We start from the raw sequence: 16007 nt of genomic DNA on the forward strand, positions 1-16007 counted from the left end.
TCTCGTGGCGGCGCGGGCGCGGTTCTACCGTCGTGGCGTGACGCCATCTGCAGCCTCTTCCGGTCCCGGAGCGCCCGGACTCGACATCCCGGCCGTGACGGTGACGCCGGGTGGTACCGCCTCGACCAGTCTGACCGTCCGCAACGACAGCGACATCGTCGAGGCGTACACCCTGGAGGTCGTCGGCGACTGCGCCGCCTGGGCCACCGTGGAACCCGAGCGGATCTCGCTCTACCCCGGCACCTCCGAGACGGTGACCATCCGCCTCGCCCCGCCGCGCTCCCCACAGGTCCGGGCCGGCGACGTGCCGCTCGGTGTACGGGTGCTGCCGGCCGAGCACCCCGAATCGGTCACCGTGCCCGAGACCACGGTGCACATCGAGGAGTTCCGCGAGCTGCGCGCCGAGGTGCTCCCACGCCGCCGGCGCGGCTGGCTGCGGGGCCGCTACCGGCTTGCGGTGCGCAACGAGGGCAACTGCCCGGCACCGGTCGCCTTCACGCCGGAACAGGCGGGCGAGGAACTGCGCTTCCGGTTCACCCCCGCCGAACTGTCCCTGGAGGCGGGCGAGTCCGCGGAGACCCGGCTGCGGGTGCGGACCGGCAAACCGGTCTGGTTCGGCAGCCCGTTGGCCTGGCCGTTCACCGTGCGCGTCACCGACACGACGGTGACGGAGGAACCGGGGCGGGCGGACGCCGTCGTGCAGCCCCCGCTCGAAGCCGAGTTCGTCCAGATCCCGGTCTTCCCGAAGTGGCTGCTGGCACTGCTCGCGGCCCTGCTCGCACTGCTGCTGGCCTGGTTCACGCTGGTCCGGCCCGCCGTGCGCAGTGCCGCCAAGGAGGCCGCCGACGAGGTGGTCCGGCCGCGGCCCACGCCCGCCGCCGGGCAGGAGGGGCGGTCGCCGGGCACCGGGTCCGGCAAGGACGCCGGCGGGGGTACGGCCGACCAGCCGGGCGGCCAGGGCGGCAGCCCCTCGCCGGGTACCGGGGGCGGCGGCCCCGGTGGCGGCGCCGGCACCGCGGCCGGCGGCGGCCAGCAGAGCTCGGCCACCATCGACGTCCAGACGTCCGGCGGGCGGAGCAGGACCGGCACCTACGTGGTCCCCGAGGGCAAGGTCTTCGGCGTCACGGACATCGTCGTGGCCAACTTCCAGGGCGACGAGGGGGTCATGACCATCACCTTCGGCGACCGGAAGGTCACGACCATCGCGCTCGAGACCTTCCGCAATCAGGACTACCACTGGGTCACTCCCATCAAGATCCCCGAGAAGTCCACCGTCACCGTGCAGGTGAACTGTGCGAAGCCCGGGACACCGGCCACGGGCCGCCAGGCACAGCGGTGCCATGAGGTTCTGAACGTGAGTGGAGTGCTCAGCGACCTCGGCGGATGACGTGGCCTTTCGAACATCGTTCGCCTTGGTGTGGCGTGAGGGGAAGAGGAGACTTCCACTCCGTCCGAAAACCGATATGACGCACAACGTCCGCCGTTCTAGCCCCCGTTCGGCCCGCAGCGCATGTGCGGGCAGGCCGGGGCCGCACCGGTGACCAGACCGCACCGTGAGTAACACCGGCACACGAATGGCCTGTTCGGCACCGGTCCCCGTCCCCGGTCACCCGGGAGACCGCGGACCGGTCCCCGCCCGTGTGCTGACGCAGCGTCAGCAGCGTGCGGCGGTGCCGGTCACGAGTCCGCCCGGGACCGCGAGGACCCGCGCCCCGCGGACGACGACCGCGCCGCCGCGGTCCCTGGTCCGCCCGTGGCCGGGCGGCACGGACAGCTCGGTGACCCGCGAGCCGTGGGATGCCCCGCGGTATGTCTCAGCCCTTGGCGGAGCCCAGGGTCAGCCCGCTGACGAACTGGCGTTGGAGCGCGAAGTAGACGGCCAGGGTGGGGATCGCCGTCAGCAGGGAGCCCGCCGCGACCAGGTTGGGGTCCGTGAAGTACTGACCGGAGAGGTTGTTCAGGGCGGAGGTGACCGGCATGTTCTCACCCGTCGAGATCAGCACCAGCGCCCAGAAGAAGTCGTTGTAGATCCAGATCGACAGCAGGGTGGCCAGGGCCGCCATCGCCGGTTTGCACAGCGGCAGCGTGATCTGCCAGTACAGCCGCCACGCCGAGGCTCCGTCGACCAGCGCTGCCTCGGTCAGCTCATGGGGCAGCGAGCGCATGTAGTTGCTCAGCACGAAGGCGCAGAACCCGGACTGGAACGCCACGTGGATCAGGACCAGGCCCAGCGCGGAGTCGTACAGCTTGCCGCTCGCGGTGACGCCCGGCAGGTCGGTCAGCAGGTACATCCGGTACAGCGGGGTGATGACGACCTGCTGCGGTAGCAGGTTGCCGGCCGTGAAGACCAGCAGCAGCGCGAGGTTGAGGCGGAAGTCGAAACGGCTGACGTAGAACGCCACGCAGGACGACAGGAACAGTGTCAGCAGCACCGCCGGGATCGCGATGACCAGCGTGTTGCCGAAGTAGTGCAGCATGTCCGACTGCCGGAACGCCTGGGTGAAGTTGTCCAGGTTCAGCGTGTGCGGCCAGGAGACGTACCCCTTGTCGCTGGTCTCGCTGTACGGGCGCAGGGCCGAGAACACCGCCCACAGCAGCGGGGCGAGCCAGGCCAGGGCCGTGCCGGCGAGGAAGACGTGCAGCAGGACGCGGGCGGGCCGGACCGGGGCGCGCCGCCTCGGCGGGACGGTGGTGCCGCTCATGCGCGCCGCTCCTTGCGGAAGGTGGCGATCAGATACGGGACGATCACCGCGAGGGAGATCACCAGCAGCACCACGGCGATGGCGGAGCCGTAACCGATGCGGCTGGACTCACCGATGATGTTGTCGGTGACCAGGATCGACAGCAACTCGGTGCCCTGGGCGCCCTTGTTGAAGACGAAGACCAGGTCGAAGGCGCGCAGCGCCTCGATGACGGTGACGACGAGGACGATCGTGTTGGTCGGGCGCAGGGTGGGGAAGACGACGTGCCGGAACGTCTGCCACTCGCTCGCGCCGTCCAGTGCGCAGGCCTCCCCGAGCGACGGGTCGACGCTCTTCAGGCCGGCCAGGTAGAGGATCATCATGTAGCCGGTGTGCCGCCAGGACGCGGCGACGAGGACCGCCCACAGATTGAGCCGGGGGTCGCCGATCCAGTCGATGTAGTGGCCGGGTTCGTTGGCGCCGACGATGCTGTTGATCAGGCCGGTGTCCGGGTTGTAGACGAGCTGCCAGACGAAGCCGATGCAGGCCATCGAGATGACGACCGGCAGGAAGAAGGCGGTCTGGTAGACCCGGCTGAACCGGATCCGCTTGTCCAGCTGCAGGGCCAGGAACAGGCCGAACGGCGTCGGGACCAGGATCAGCACCACGAACCAGACGACGTTGTGCTGGACGGCCGGCCAGAACTGCGGGTTGTCGCCGAAGAGCTGGCGGAAGTTGTCCAGGCCCACCCACCGGATCGAGTCGAACCCGATGCCGTCCCAGCTGGTGAAGGCGAGGAGGACCGAGGCGAGGGCGGTGACCCAGACGAGGGCCACGTGCAGCAGCGTGGGCACGCCCGCCATCACGGCGAGCGTGAGGCGGTCCCGGCGGGTCAGCAGCCGGCGGTGGCCCCGTGCGATCCGCTTCCGGCCGGGCGCGGTGCCCGGAAGCGGCGCGGCCGCCGGCTCCGGGCTCTTCGTCGTCGTGTTCGTCGTCATCGGACCGCTCACGAGGACGCGAAGATGGTCTTCTTCTGGCGTTCGATGGACGACAACAGGCTGTCCACGCCCTTGGGGTTCTGCAGGAACTTCTGCAGTCCGGGCTGCATCACCGTCGAGGTGAAGTCCGGGCGGCTGTCGCGGTCCATGAACTGGGTGAGGCTCTTCGCGCCGCCGATCATCTCGAACGCCTTCTTCTGCAGGGCCGAGTAGGCGGAGGTGTCGGCCTTGTCCGAGGCGGCCACCACGCTCGGGTCGGTCCTGAGGTACACCTCCTCGGCCGCCGGACTGCCCAGGTACTCCAGCAGTTTCACCACCCCCGCGTGGTTCTTCGGGGACCTGCTGACCATGAAGCCGTCGGTCGGCGCCTCGACCGTCTCCTGGCCGTGCGCGGAGTCGAGCTCGGGGAAGGGGAAGAAGTCGAGGTCGTCGAGGTCGGCCGCGGCGGTGAACTGCTGGGCCACGAAGGAGCCGAGGAGATACATGCCGGCCTTCTTGGCCACCAGCGCCTGCGCCGCGTCCTGCCAGGTGCGGCCCATGAAACCGTCCTGGTGGTAGGGGAGGATCTCGGTCCAGTGGTCGAAGACGGCCTTCACCCTGGCGTCGGTCCAGGATGCCTTGCCGGCCATCAGCCGGACGTGGAAGTCGTAGCCGTTGAGCCGGAAGTTGATCTGGTCGAAGGTGCCCATCGCGGGCCAGGCGTCCTTGTCGCCGAAGGCGAGCGGGACCAGCCCGTCGTTCTTCATCCGCTTCAGCAGGGCCACGAAGTCGTCCCAGCCGGCGGGGATCTGGTAGCCGTGCTGCCGGAAGACGCTTCTGCGATAGAAGATCGCCCACGGATACGTCGTCATCGGCACGAAGTAGTACGTGCCGTCCTCGCCCCTGCTGAGCTTCTTCATCGCCTCGGGAAATCCGTCACCGATCTTCGCCCAGACGTCGTCGACCGGGGCGGCCAGCTTTTTCGCCGCGAAGAACTGCATGCGGTAGCCGGCGAACCAGTTGAACACGTCGTCCGGCGTTCCCTGCAGATACGAATTGATCTGCTCCTGGAAGGTGTTGTGGTCCTTCGTGTTCACGTCGACGGTGAGGCCGGACTGCTTCTTGAAAGCCGCGTACACGCTCTCGAAGGCCTTCTTCGGCACCGCGTCCGAGGCGTTGGAGCCGACGGTGACGGTCTTCGGATCGGCGGCGGAACCGCTGCCGCCGCAGGCGGACAGCAAGGGTGTGCCGGCACCGGCGAGCACGGCGGCACCGCCCGCTCCGCGCAGCAGCGAACGACGGCTGGGAGCGGAGACCGGATGACCGGAGGGGGAGAAGCGCATGGCGGCTCCTGAGGAATACAGGGTTCGGCCAAGGGGGTGAGTCGATCACCGAAAGGTTGTCGGAAGCGCTCAGAAATCAACTCGACCGAACATCGTGGGCGTAATGACAGCCCCACGTCCGCTCATGCGTCAATAGGCGTGCCCGTACTGGGTGGTCTCTTGCCCGAACCGTAATCGTCATCGTCACCTGGGAACTTGCCCGGCCCGGTGATCGAATGAGCCGCCACGGCGCGGGCGGACGCGGGGGCGTTGTGAACACGGGTGGTTCCGCTTCAGGGTCTGACCAGCAGCTGGAAGTCGAAGGCGTAGTGGGACGCCCGGTAGACATGGCTGCCGTACTCCACCGGCCGGCCGGAGACGTCGTAGGCGATGCGCCGCATGGTGAGCAGGGCCGCGCCCTCCTCCTCGTCGAGCAGCGCGGCCTCCCCGGCGGTGGCGCCGCGGGCGCCGATCGACTGCCGGGCGCTGTGCAGGGTGACTCCGGCGGTGCGCATCATCCGGTACAGCCCCGTCGACTCCAGTCGTGGCGTGGCGAGTTCGAGCAGGGGAGCCGGCAGGTGGTTGCACAGCAGGGCCACCGGCCGGCCGTGGGTGCGGCGCATTCGCTCCAGCACGGTGACCTCGGCGCCCTCCGTGAGACCGAGCGCCGCGGCCACGTCCGCGGTCGCCGGGATCCGCTCGTTGCGCAGCACCCGGGTGGTCGGGCCCTGGCCGGCCGATTCCAGGTCGTCGTAGAGGCTGCTCAGTTCCAGCGGGCGCCTGACCCTGCTGTGCACGACCTGCGTGCCGACCCCGCGGCGGCGCACCAGCAGTCCCTTGTCGACCAGGCAGCGGATCGCCTGGCGGACGGTGGGGCGGGACAGCCCGAGGCGCGCGGACAGGTCGACCTCGTTGCCGAGCAGGCTCCCCGGCGTCAGCGCGCCCCGCCCGATGGCCGCTTCCAGCTGCTGGGCGAACTGGTGGTACAGCGGCACCGGGCTCGTGCGGTCCAGGGTGAAGGTGAGGGAGGCGAGCGCGGCACCGGGCGCGGGGCGGAGTGGATCGCCGGTCCTCGCCATCGCGGCACCTCCTTTCCGGTGGCCGGGTGATCGCCCGACCGTCCGGTGATCAGCCGGTGCCGTCCGGCGTCGACTGCGGTGTACTGGGCAGACAGGAATCGATCGAGTCGTCGAGCGGCTCGCGCCTCTCCAGATGTAGGTGAGTGCCACGAGGATGTCAATGGTTTGTACTTACATTCGGACCACCACGTGAAATGATGTCTTAACAAACTATTGACAGCGGGCTCCGCACGGACTTGTATCCCGTCCCAACGCAACAGCGTCCCTCCCCCGTCGCACAGTGAGGTGCAGGAAAGATGGACCGCTCTTCTCGCTCGCGCTCCCGCAGGCCGGCGCCGCTGGTGGCCGCGGCCGCCGCGGCGGCCCTGATCCTCACGGGCTGCGCGAGCAGCCACGGCGGCAGGAAAGCCGAGGAGGCCGCGGCGAACGCCGCGGTCGGCAAGGCCGACACCCCCCGGATGACGGTCGCCCTGATCACCCACCAGGCAGCCGGCGACACCTTCTGGGACACCGTCCGCAAGGGCGCGCAGGCCGCCGCCGCCAAGGACAACGTCAAGCTGGTCTACTCGGCCGACCCGAACGCCGGCAACCAGGCCAACCTGGTGCAGAACGCGATCGACCAGAAGGTCGACGGCATCGCCGTCACCCTGGCCAAGCCCGACGCCATGAAGAACGTGCTCGGCAAGGCCGAGCGGGCCGGCATCCCGGTCGTCGGCCTCAACTCCGGCCTCAGCGACTGGAAGAAGCTCGGTCTGCTGGAGTTCTTCGGGCAGGACGAGAGCGTCGCGGGCGAGGCGTTCGGCAAGAAGCTGAACACCACCGGGGCCAAGAAGATCGCCTGTGTGATCCAGGAGCAGGGCAACGTGGGACTGACCCAGCGCTGCGACGGAGTGAAGAAGACCTTCGAGGGCACCACCGAGACGCTGTACGTGAACGGCACCGACATGCCCTCCGTGCGGTCGACGATCACGGCGAAGCTGAAGCAGGACGACTCCATCGACACCGTCGTCACCCTCGGCGCCCCGTTCGCGCTCACCGCGGTCCAGTCGGTGACCGACGCGGGCAGCAAGGCCAAGGTCGCCACCTTCGACCTGAACAAGGAACTCGTCAAGGGCGTCCAGAACGGCAGCATCGAGTTCGCCGTGGACCAGCAGCCCTACCTCCAGGGCTACCTCGCGGTCGACGGCCTGTGGCTCTACAAGAACAACGGCAACTACAGCGGCGGCGGCGAGCAGCCGGTGCTCACCGGCCCGGCCTTCGTCGACAGGTCCAACGTCGACAAGGTCGCCGAGTACGCCGCGAAGGGCACCCGGTGATGAGTATGGCCCAGCAGGCAGAGCCGGCGGTGGGCAGGCCGCCCGCGTCCGGTCCGAAGAACACCGACGGCCGAACCGCCCGGCGCCCGCTGGCGCTGCGGCTGCTGGCCCGGCCCGAGGTGGGCGTCTTCCTCGGCGCCGCCGCCGTACTGGTCTTCTTCCTCATCGTCGCCCCCTCGGTCCGCCAGGGCAGCTCGATGGCCACGATCCTCTACCAGTCCTCGACCATCGGGATCATGGCTCTGCCGGTGGCCCTGCTGATGATCGGCGGGGAGTTCGACCTGTCCGCCGGCGTCGCGGTGATCACCTCGGCGCTCACCGCGAGCATGGTCAGCTACCAGCTGACCCTGAACGTGTGGACCGGCGTGATCGTCGCCCTGGTCGTCTCCCTCGCGATCGGCGCCTTCAACGGCTGGATGGTGACGAAGACCGGGCTGCCCAGCTTCCTGGTCACCCTCGGCACCTTCCTGATCCTGCAGGGCGTGAACCTTGCCGTGACCAAGTCGATCACCGGCAACGTCGCCACCGACGACATCAGCGACATGGACGGCTTCGACCAGGCCAAGAAGATCTTCGCCTCCTCCTTCGACGTCGGCGGCGTCCAGGTGAAGATCACCGTGATCTGGTGGCTGGTCTTCGCCGCCCTCGCCACCTGGGTGCTGCTGCGCACCAAGTACGGCAACTGGATCTTCGCCGTCGGCGGCAGCAAGGACAGCGCCCGCGCCGTCGGCGTCCCGGTGAAGTTCACCAAGATCTCGCTGTTCATGCTGGTCGGCTTCGGTGCCTGGTTCATCGGCATGCACAACCTGTTCTCGTTCAACACCGTGCAGTCCGGCGAGGGCGTCGGCCAGGAGCTGATCTACATCGCCGCGGCCGTCATCGGCGGCTGCCTGCTCACCGGCGGCTACGGCTCCGCGATCGGCCCGGTCTTCGGTGCCTTCATGTTCGGCATGGTGCAGCAGGGCATCGTCTACGCCGGCTGGAACCCCGACTGGTTCAAGGCCTTCCTCGGCGTCATGCTGCTCGGCGCCGTCCTGATCAATCTATGGGTCCAGCGCACGGCGACCCGGAGGTGACCACCGATGACTGACAACGGAACCGGAACCCACGGCGCCGTCCTGGAGGACACCGCGCCCGCGGCCGGCGGCCCCCTGGTCGAACTGCGCGGCGCGGGCAAGTCCTACGGCAACGTCCGCGCCCTGCACGGCGTCGACCTGACCGTCCACGCGGGCCGCGTGACCTGCGTACTCGGCGACAACGGCGCCGGCAAGTCCACCCTCATCAAAATCATCTCGGGGCTGCACCAGCACACCGAGGGCGAGTTCCTCGTGGACGGCGGACCGGTGCGCTTCTCCAGCCCCCGCGACGCCCTCCGCCGCGGCATCGCCGCCGTCTACCAGGACCTGGCCACCGTCCCGTTGATGCCGGTGTGGCGGAACTTCTTCCTCGGCTCCGAGCTGACCCGGGGGCCCTGGCCCGTCCGCCGCCTGGACATCGCCCGGATGAAGACCACCGCCGACCGCGAACTGCGCAACATGGGCATCGTCCTCGACGACCTGGAACAGCCCATCGGCACCCTCTCCGGCGGCCAGCGCCAGTGCGTGGCGATCGCCCGCGCCGTCCACTTCGGCGCCCGCGTCCTCATCCTGGACGAGCCGACCGCGGCCCTCGGCGTCAAGCAGTCCGGCGTGGTGCTCAAGTACATCGCCGCCGCCCGCGACCGCGGCCTCGGCGTCATCTTCATCACCCACAACCCCCACCACGCCTACATGGTCGGCGACCACTTCAGCGTGCTGCGCCTCGGCACCCTGGAGCTGAGCGCCGAGCGCAGCGAGGTGAGTCTGGACGAGCTGACCGACCACATGGCGGGCGGCACCGAACTCGCCGCGCTCAAGCACGAACTGGCCGAGGTGCGCGGCGTCGACGTGCAGGAACTGCCCGAGGAGGGCGACCTCACCGCACCGGTGGCCGACTCCCCCGAAGGGACCACCTGACATGGCGCACCCCCGTGCTCTCGACCGCATCCGGGTCGGCTCGGCCCCCGACTCCTGGGGCGTCTGGTTCCCCGACGACCCCCGCCAGGTCCCCTGGGAACGCTTCCTCGACGAGGTCTGTGAGGCCGGCTACGAGTGGATCGAACTGGGCCCCTACGGCTACCTCCCCACCGATCCGGCGCGGCTCACCGAGGAAGTGGCTAGGCGGAACCTGAAGGTGTCGGCGGGCACGGTCTTCACCGGCCTGCACCGCGGCCCGTCGGTCTGGGAGGAGACCTGGGCGCACGTCGGCCAGGTGGCCGCGCTCACCCAGGCGATGGGCGCGCGGCACCTGGTGGTGATCCCCTCCTTCTGGCGCGACGACAAGACCGCCGAGATCCTCGAGCCGCCGGAGCTGACCGCCGAACAGTGGGCGCACCTGACCAAGGGCATGGAACGCCTCGGCCACGAGGTGCGGGAGACCTACGGCCTGGACATCGTGGTCCACCCGCACGCCGACACCCACATCGACACCGAGCACCACGTCGAACGGTTCCTCGACTCCACCGACTCCGAGCTGGTCAACCTCTGCCTGGACACCGGGCACTACGCCTACTGCGGCGGGGACAGCGTCAAGCTGATCGAGACCTACGGCGAGCGCATCGGCTATCTGCACCTCAAGCAGGTCGACCCGGACGTCCTCGCCGAGGTGGTCGCGCACGAGGTGCCGTTCGGTCCCGCGGTGCAGCGGGGCGTGATGTGCGAACCGCCCACCGGGGTGCCCGAGCTGGGACCGGTACTGGAGGCGGCGCAGCGGCTCGGCGTGGAGCTGTTCGCGATCGTCGAGCAGGACATGTACCCGTGCGAGCCGGACACCCCGCTGCCGATCGCGGTACGCACCCGCCGCTTCCTGCGGTCCTGCGGCGCCTGAGGAGTGCCGCCGCCCCGGCGGGCGGCGGCACGCCGGCGCTGACACACCCGCGGTGCGGCGCCCGCTCGGCACGGCGGCGCGGCCTCGCGGGAGCCCGGCGAACCCGGCCCGCAACCGAAATCCTCCTGAGCACGTCCAAGACGGGTACGGGTCGCGACAACCCCGGGGAGGCCGAGTTGACACACCAGGCGAACACCGAGCACGAGCGGAACGTGCACGGGACGGACCCTGAACCGGCGCCGGACACCGCCGAGGGCGCCCGTCGCGCCCGGTTCGGGACGCTGCCGGAGCGGGTGCGGCCCGAGGACGTGGTGGAGACGCGCCCCGCCCTGCCCAGGGACCCGGCGCGGGATGCCTACAACCCCGACGAGTGGCTGGTCCGCTACTGCCTCTGAGTCGCGCCGGGCGGGACCGCGCCGTGGGCGATCAGGCTCCCGGCGCGGCCCGGCACCGGTGGCCCGGCCGGCCGCGGTCGCCGGCGCACGTGGTCGGTCGCGCACCGGTCACGGCGGTCGCGGACGCCACGGTGCCGCGCCGCCTTCCGCCCTCGCGCCGCGTTCCGCCCTTGCGCAGCGTCCGCCCTCGCGCCGCGCTCCGCCCTTGCACAGGGTGAGCCTTCGCGCCGTGTTCCGCCCTTGCGCAGGGTGAGCCCTCGCGCCGTGTTCCGCCCTTGCGCAGCGTCCGCCCTCGCGCCGCGCTCCGCCCTTGCACAGGGTGAGCCCTCGCGCAGGGGCAGACCTCGCGGAGCGTCCGCCCCCGTGCAGCGACCGCCCTCCCGCAGGGTCAGACCCCGTGGAGTCACGCCCCCGTGGTGTCACCCCCGCGCACCTCCGCCGGCGTCACCGGCCGGTGCTCGCGCAGCGACAGGGTGCAGGCCTCGGCGATCCAGCCCGCCTCCAGGGCGTCCTCGATCGTGCAGGGGGAGGGGCGGGCACCCGCCACGACCTCGGTGAACGCGGTGAGTTCGGCCCGGTAGGCCTCGCTGAAGCGGTCCATGAAGAAGTCGTGCGGGGTGCCGGCCGGGAAGCTCACGCCCGGCTCCACCGAGCGCAGCGGCAGCCTGTCGTCCAGGCCGACCGCGATCGAGTCACCGAAGCCGTGCAGCTCCATGCGCACGTCGTAACCACGCTTGTTGTGCCGGGAGTTGGAGACCACCGCGATGGTGCCGTCGTCGAGCGTGAGGACCGCGCCGGTGGTGTCGGCGTCGCCCGCCGCCTTGATGTAGCCGGCGCCCCGGTTGCCGCCCACCGCGTACACCTCGGTCACCTCGCGGCCCGTGACCCAGCGGATGATGTCGAAGTCGTGCACGGAACAGTCCCGGAAGATCCCGCCGGACGCGGCGACGTAGGCGGCCGGCGGCGGCGCCGGGTCCAGGGTCGTGCAGCGGACCGTGTGCAGCTCACCCAGCTCACCGGCCCGCACGGCGGCCCGCGCCGCGGCGAAGCCCGCGTCGAAGCGGCGGTTGTAGCCGATCTGGATCGGGACGCCGTGCCCGCGCACGGCCCTCAGCACCTCGACGCCCTCCGTCATGGTGCGAGCCACCGGCTTCTCGCAGAAGACTGGCACACCGGCCGCCACTCCGGCCCGGATCAGCGCCGGGTGGGCGTCGGTGGCCGCCGCGATCACGAGGCCGTCCACCCCGGCCGCCAGGAGTGCCTCCGGCGAGTCGGCGACCTCGGCCCCGAACCGCTCCGCGGCGGCCTTGGCGGCGTCCGCGAAGGGATCGGCGACGACGAGCGACTCGACGGCGCCCAGTCCGGAGAGGGTCTCGGCGTGGAAGGCGCCGATGCGGCCGAGGCCGAGGATTCCGATGCGCATACTGCTCCTAGGGTGCGGAGGGGCTGCGGGGACGGTCAGTCGAGTCCACCGAGTACGTTCTGGTCCCAGTCGATCACCGAGCCGGTGACCACGCCGGAGCGGTCGGACAGCAGGAGGACCACGAAGTCCGCGATCTCGTCCGGCTGCCCGAGCCTGCCCATGGGCAGCCGGGCCGCGGCCCGCTCGCGCCAGTCGTCGCCGGCGCCGTGGAAGGCGCGCTGGGTGGCGTCCTCGCCCTCGGTCGCGGTCCAGCCGATGTTCAGTCCGTTGATCCGGATCCGGTCCCAGCGATGTGCGTGCGCCGCGTTCCGGGTCAGGCCCGTCAGGCCCGCCTTCGCGGCCACGTACGGCGCGAGGAAGGGCTGGCCGCCGTGCGCCGACGAGGTGATGATGTTGACGATCGTGCCGGGCGCCCCGCGGGCCGTCATATCGGCGACCGCCGCCTGCATGGCGAAGAAGGGCGCCCTGAGGTTGATCGCGATGTGCGCGTCGAACAGCTCCGGCGTGGTGTCCAGCAGCGTGCCCCGGGCGGTCAGTCCGGCCGAGTTGACCAGGCAGTCGATCCGGCCCCAGGCGGCCACGACCTCGGCCACCGACGCCCTGGCCCGCTCGGCGTCCGCCAGGTCGGCCCGCACGAACAGGGCCTCGCCCCCGGCCGCCGTCAGCTCCGCCACCAGGGCCTCGCCCGGCTCGGCCCGGCGTCCGGTCACGGCCACGACGGCGCCCTCGCGGACGGCGGCCCGCGCGATCGCGGCCCCCACCCCCTGAGTGCCGCCGTTGACCAGGACGACCTTGTCCCGGAGCAGGGGCCCGTCGGGACGTCCCATGCTCTTCCTCAGCTCTCTCGGCGTTCGCGGCCGGCCCGAAGTTCGGTGCGCAGCCGTCCCGGCGTCCACTCCTCGCGTACCGCCCGCCGCACCAGGTCCGCCTGCGAGGGCGGGGCCAGACCTTCGACCGGCGGATCGCGGTCCAGGTTGGACATCGGTGTCCTTCTTTCGGGCGCGGGAGCGGCACGGTCCTGTCATTCTTGTCAGTACAAACCCGTCGAACAACCAGCAGACAGCCGTCAAAAACCCCTCAAGGAGGCGGTCCGTGGGTCACCCGTTCCCGATCCGGGAGATCGCGCGTCAGGCGGGTCTCAGCGAGGCCACCGTGGACCGTGTGCTGAACGGCAGGGGAGGGGTGCGCCGGAGCACGGCGCAGGAGGTCCACCGGGCCATCGCCGACCTCGACCGGCAGCACACCCAGGTCCGGCTGGTGGGCCGGACGTTCATGGTGGACATCGTGGTGCGGGCGCCCGAGCGGTTCACCACCGCCGTGCGCGGCGCCCTGGAGGCCGAACTGCCGTCCCTGCACCCGGCGGTGGTCCGCTCCCGCTTCCACTTCCGGGAGACCGGACCGGTGCGGGAGCAGGTCGCGACGCTGGACCGGATCGCCCGGCGCGGCTCACAGGGTGTGATCCTCAAGGCGCCGGACGTCCCCGAGGTCACCGCCGCCGTCGGACGTCTCACCGCCGCCGGCATCCCGGTCGTCACCCTCGTCACCGATCTCCCCGCCAGCGGCCGCCTCGCCTACGTCGGCATCGACAACCGGGCGGCCGGCGCGACCGCCGCCTATCTGACGGACCAGTGGCTCGGCGACCGGCCGGGCAACGTCCTCACCAGCCTCAGCAGCGGCTTCTTCCGCAACGAGGAGGAGCGGGAGATGGGCTTCCGGAGCGTGATGAGGGCCCGCCGGCCCGGACGGACCCTCGTCGAGATCGCCGAGGGGCAGGGCCTGGACGCGACGCAGTACGACCTCGTCCGCGCCGCCCTCGTACGCGACCCGGACATCCGGGCCGTGTACTCCATCGGCGGCGGCAACGACGCGACCCTGCGGGCCTTCGCCGACCTCGGCCGCGAGTGCGCCGTGTTCGTCGCCCACGACCTCGACCACGACAACACCCGCCTGCTGAGCGAGCACCGGCTGTCCGCCGTGCTCCACCACGACCTGCGCCAGGACCTGCGCGAGGCCTGCCGTCTGGTGATGCGCGCGCACGGTGCGCTGCCCCCGGCCGGCCCGGCGCTGCCGTCCGCGATCCAGGTCGTCACGCCGTACAACATGCCCGTGCGGCAGGCCGAGTGAGGGAGGACCGGTGATCCGCACCGAACGCGTGGAGATCGAGGGCGTGCCGCTTCTGGCCACCCTCCTCCCGGGCAACGGCGTCGGGCTGCTGGCGCTGCACGGCAGCAACGAGGGGGGCACGGCCGAACTCGCGGAGCAGGTGGCGCGCCGCTGCCGGGCCACCAGCCTGGTCTTCACCCAGCCCGGGGCACGGCGGCCCGTGCACATCCCGTCCCCGCTCATGGCGGTGGACCACTGCGCGCTGCTGCGCGAGTTCCTGGACGCGGTGTCGCTCACGGTGTCCCTGCACGGTCATAGGCGCCCGCACGCCCCGCGCAGCCTCTTCCTGGGCGGCCGCAACCGCGAGGCGGCGCAGGTCCTCGCCGGTGAACTGCTCGCCCTCGCGCCCCGGTTCCGGGCGGTCACCGATCTGGAGGAGGTGCCGGCCGCCCTGCGCGGCCTGCACCCCAGAAACCCCGTCAACCTCACCCGGCTGGGCGGGGTGCAGGTGGAACTGCCGCTCCTGGCCCGGACCACCGGTCCGGCCGACACGCCCCCGCAGCCGGTGGTGGACGCCCTCGCCGCCGGTGTCCTGCGGCTCGCTCAGTCCCCGGCGACGTCCACCCAGGAGCCGAGCTGAGCGGACCGTGCCATCGCGTCCAGCACGGCCGCGCTGCGGACGGCGTCCGTCAGCGTCGCACCGTACGCCGTGCCCTCGGCGACCGAGCGGACGAAGCGGTAGGCCTCGACGACCTTCAGGTCGTCGTAGCCCATCGCGTTGGCCGCGCCCGGCTGGAAAGCGGCGAACTCGCCGGCGCCCGGGCCGACGTACACCGTGCTCACCGGCTGGTCCTGGTACGTCGTGCCGCGGCTCACGCGCAGTTCGTTCATCCGGCGGAAGTCCCAGAACACCGCCCCTCTGGTGCCGTGCACCTCGAAGCCGTAGTTGTTCTGCTCGCCCACCGAGACCCGGCAGGCCTCCAGCACCCCCCGCGCGCCGGAGGCGAAGCGCAGCAGGCAGTTGACGTAGTCCTCGTTCTCCACCGGGCCCGGCTCGCCGCCGGAGGCGAGGGTGTGACCGGCGGTGGCGCCGGCCGGGCGGGCCCGTTCCGGTACGAAGATCGCGGTGTCGGCGGTGACGGAGACGATGTCGCCGAGCAGGAAGCGGGCCAGGTCGGCGCCGTGCGAGGCCAGATCGCCGAGCACCCCGCTGCCGCCGCGCTCACGCTCGTACCGCCAGGTCAGGGCAGCGTCCGGGTGGGCGGCGTAGTCGCTGAACAGGCGGAGCCGGACATGCGTGACGGTGCCGATCTCGCCGGACGCGATCAGCTCGCGGGCGGCCTCGACGGCGGGCGCGTTGCGGTAGTTGAAGCCGACCGTGCCCTGAACGCCCGCCTTGGCGACGGCGTCCGCGACCGCGCGGGCGTCCCCGGCGGTCAGCCCCACCGGTTTCTCGATCCACAGGTGCTTGCCGGCCTCGGCCATCGCGACGGCGATCTCCCGGTGCAGGAAGTTCGGCGCGGTGACGCTGACGGCCCGCACGCGTGGATCGGCGGCCACCTCGCGCCAGTCGCGGGTGGCGGAGGCGAACCCGAACTGCCCGGCGGCCTCCTCGGCCCGCCCCGGCACCTCCTCGGCGACCGTGACCAGCCGCGGGCGGAGCGGGAGGCGGGGGTAGTGGTGCGGAAGACGGGCGTACGCCTGGGTGTGCACCCGGCCCATCCAGCCGAACCCGACGACCGCGACACCGAGCGCATCCACCATGACAGCCTCTCCGTGGACCGGTCCATCTCCCGTCACGGCCACC

Annotated in this window: 15 protein-coding genes and 1 pseudogene; 8 read left to right on the forward strand and 8 right to left on the reverse strand. The window is 71.1% G+C overall.

Annotated features, from left to right (window positions below; all coding sequences use genetic code 11):
- Positions 1-37: 37 nt before the first annotated feature.
- On the forward strand, positions 38-1387 hold the full coding sequence (locus ABVB68_RS22750; protein ID WP_353602943.1) for a COG1470 family protein: 1350 nt from the start codon (positions 38-40) through the stop codon (positions 1385-1387).
- A 427-nt stretch (positions 1388-1814) separates the two neighbouring features.
- Here ABVB68_RS22750 and ABVB68_RS22755 read toward each other — a convergent pair whose 3' ends face one another.
- From ABVB68_RS22755 to ABVB68_RS22770, 4 genes are all read right to left on the reverse strand, one after another.
- Entirely contained in the window at positions 1815-2702 is an 888-nt protein-coding gene (locus tag ABVB68_RS22755) for a carbohydrate ABC transporter permease (RefSeq protein ID WP_353602944.1), read from the reverse strand.
- The gene (locus tag ABVB68_RS22760; RefSeq protein WP_353602945.1) at positions 2699-3679 is read right to left on the reverse strand and encodes a carbohydrate ABC transporter permease; all 981 of its coding nucleotides are present in this window, start codon (positions 3677-3679) and stop codon (positions 2699-2701) included. Before ABVB68_RS22760 ends, ABVB68_RS22755 begins: the two co-directional genes overlap by 4 nt.
- A gap of 8 nt (positions 3680-3687) precedes the next feature.
- Positions 3688-5001, reverse strand: a complete 1314-nt coding sequence (locus ABVB68_RS22765; protein WP_353602946.1) for an ABC transporter substrate-binding protein — start codon at positions 4999-5001, stop codon at positions 3688-3690.
- A 272-nt stretch (positions 5002-5273) separates the two neighbouring features.
- The gene (locus tag ABVB68_RS22770) at positions 5274-6059 is read right to left on the reverse strand and encodes a GntR family transcriptional regulator (RefSeq protein ID WP_353602947.1); all 786 of its coding nucleotides are present in this window, start codon (positions 6057-6059) and stop codon (positions 5274-5276) included.
- Positions 6060-6355: 296 nt separating this feature from the next.
- On the opposite strand from ABVB68_RS22770, the gene ABVB68_RS22775 reads away from it, so the two are divergent.
- The 5 genes from ABVB68_RS22775 (at position 6356) to ABVB68_RS22795 (ending at position 10674) form a co-directional block, all read left to right on the forward strand.
- Positions 6356-7375, forward strand: a complete 1020-nt coding sequence (locus ABVB68_RS22775; RefSeq protein WP_353602948.1) for a sugar ABC transporter substrate-binding protein — start codon at positions 6356-6358, stop codon at positions 7373-7375.
- Positions 7375-8451, forward strand: a complete 1077-nt coding sequence (locus tag ABVB68_RS22780; protein ID WP_353602949.1) for an ABC transporter permease — start codon at positions 7375-7377, stop codon at positions 8449-8451. Before ABVB68_RS22775 ends, ABVB68_RS22780 begins: the two co-directional genes overlap by 1 nt.
- Positions 8452-8457: 6 nt before the next feature.
- The gene (locus tag ABVB68_RS22785; RefSeq protein WP_353602950.1) at positions 8458-9369 is read left to right on the forward strand and encodes an ATP-binding cassette domain-containing protein; all 912 of its coding nucleotides are present in this window, start codon (positions 8458-8460) and stop codon (positions 9367-9369) included.
- Between the two features lies 1 nt (position 9370).
- Entirely contained in the window at positions 9371-10279 is a 909-nt protein-coding gene (locus ABVB68_RS22790) for a sugar phosphate isomerase/epimerase family protein (protein ID WP_353602951.1), read from the forward strand.
- A gap of 212 nt (positions 10280-10491) precedes the next feature.
- Positions 10492-10674 (forward strand): hypothetical protein, encoded by a 183-nt coding sequence (locus ABVB68_RS22795; protein WP_353602972.1) that lies wholly within the window; start codon positions 10492-10494, stop codon positions 10672-10674.
- Between the two features lie 403 nt (positions 10675-11077).
- On the opposite strand, the gene ABVB68_RS22800 is transcribed toward ABVB68_RS22795, so the two are convergent.
- The 3 genes and pseudogenes from ABVB68_RS22800 to ABVB68_RS22810 form a co-directional block, all read right to left on the reverse strand.
- Complete coding sequence (locus ABVB68_RS22800) at positions 11078-12097, reverse strand: Gfo/Idh/MocA family protein (RefSeq protein ID WP_353602952.1); 1020 nt, start codon at positions 12095-12097, stop codon at positions 11078-11080.
- 35 nt (positions 12098-12132) lie between these two features.
- Positions 12133-12924 carry an SDR family oxidoreductase gene (locus ABVB68_RS22805; RefSeq protein ID WP_353602953.1) on the reverse strand — a complete coding sequence of 264 codons (792 nt, stop codon included), beginning with the start codon at positions 12922-12924 and terminating at the stop codon, positions 12133-12135.
- An 8-nt stretch (positions 12925-12932) separates the two neighbouring features.
- A pseudogene (locus tag ABVB68_RS22810) lies at positions 12933-13076 on the reverse strand (phytanoyl-CoA dioxygenase family protein); the annotation flags it as partial.
- Positions 13077-13189: 113 nt separating this feature from the next.
- On the opposite strand from ABVB68_RS22810, the gene ABVB68_RS22815 reads away from it, so the two are divergent.
- Both ABVB68_RS22815 and ABVB68_RS22820 read left to right on the forward strand, forming a co-directional pair.
- Positions 13190-14221 (forward strand): LacI family DNA-binding transcriptional regulator, encoded by a 1032-nt coding sequence (locus ABVB68_RS22815; RefSeq protein ID WP_353602954.1) that lies wholly within the window; start codon positions 13190-13192, stop codon positions 14219-14221.
- A 10-nt stretch (positions 14222-14231) separates the two neighbouring features.
- A complete protein-coding gene (locus ABVB68_RS22820; RefSeq protein WP_353602955.1) occupies positions 14232-14840 on the forward strand; it encodes a poly-gamma-glutamate hydrolase family protein in 609 nt (202 codons plus the stop codon).
- Here ABVB68_RS22820 and ABVB68_RS22825 read toward each other — a convergent pair.
- Positions 14804-15964 carry a Gfo/Idh/MocA family protein gene (locus ABVB68_RS22825; RefSeq protein WP_353602956.1) on the reverse strand — a complete coding sequence of 387 codons (1161 nt, stop codon included), beginning with the start codon at positions 15962-15964 and terminating at the stop codon, positions 14804-14806. The two genes, ABVB68_RS22820 and ABVB68_RS22825, sit on opposite strands and share 37 nt — an antisense overlap.
- Positions 15965-16007 lie beyond the last annotated feature (43 nt).

This window comes from Streptomyces sp. NPDC096012 (assembly GCF_040426375.1).
In the GTDB taxonomy this organism is placed as follows: Bacteria; Actinomycetota; Actinomycetes; order Streptomycetales; family Streptomycetaceae; genus Streptomyces.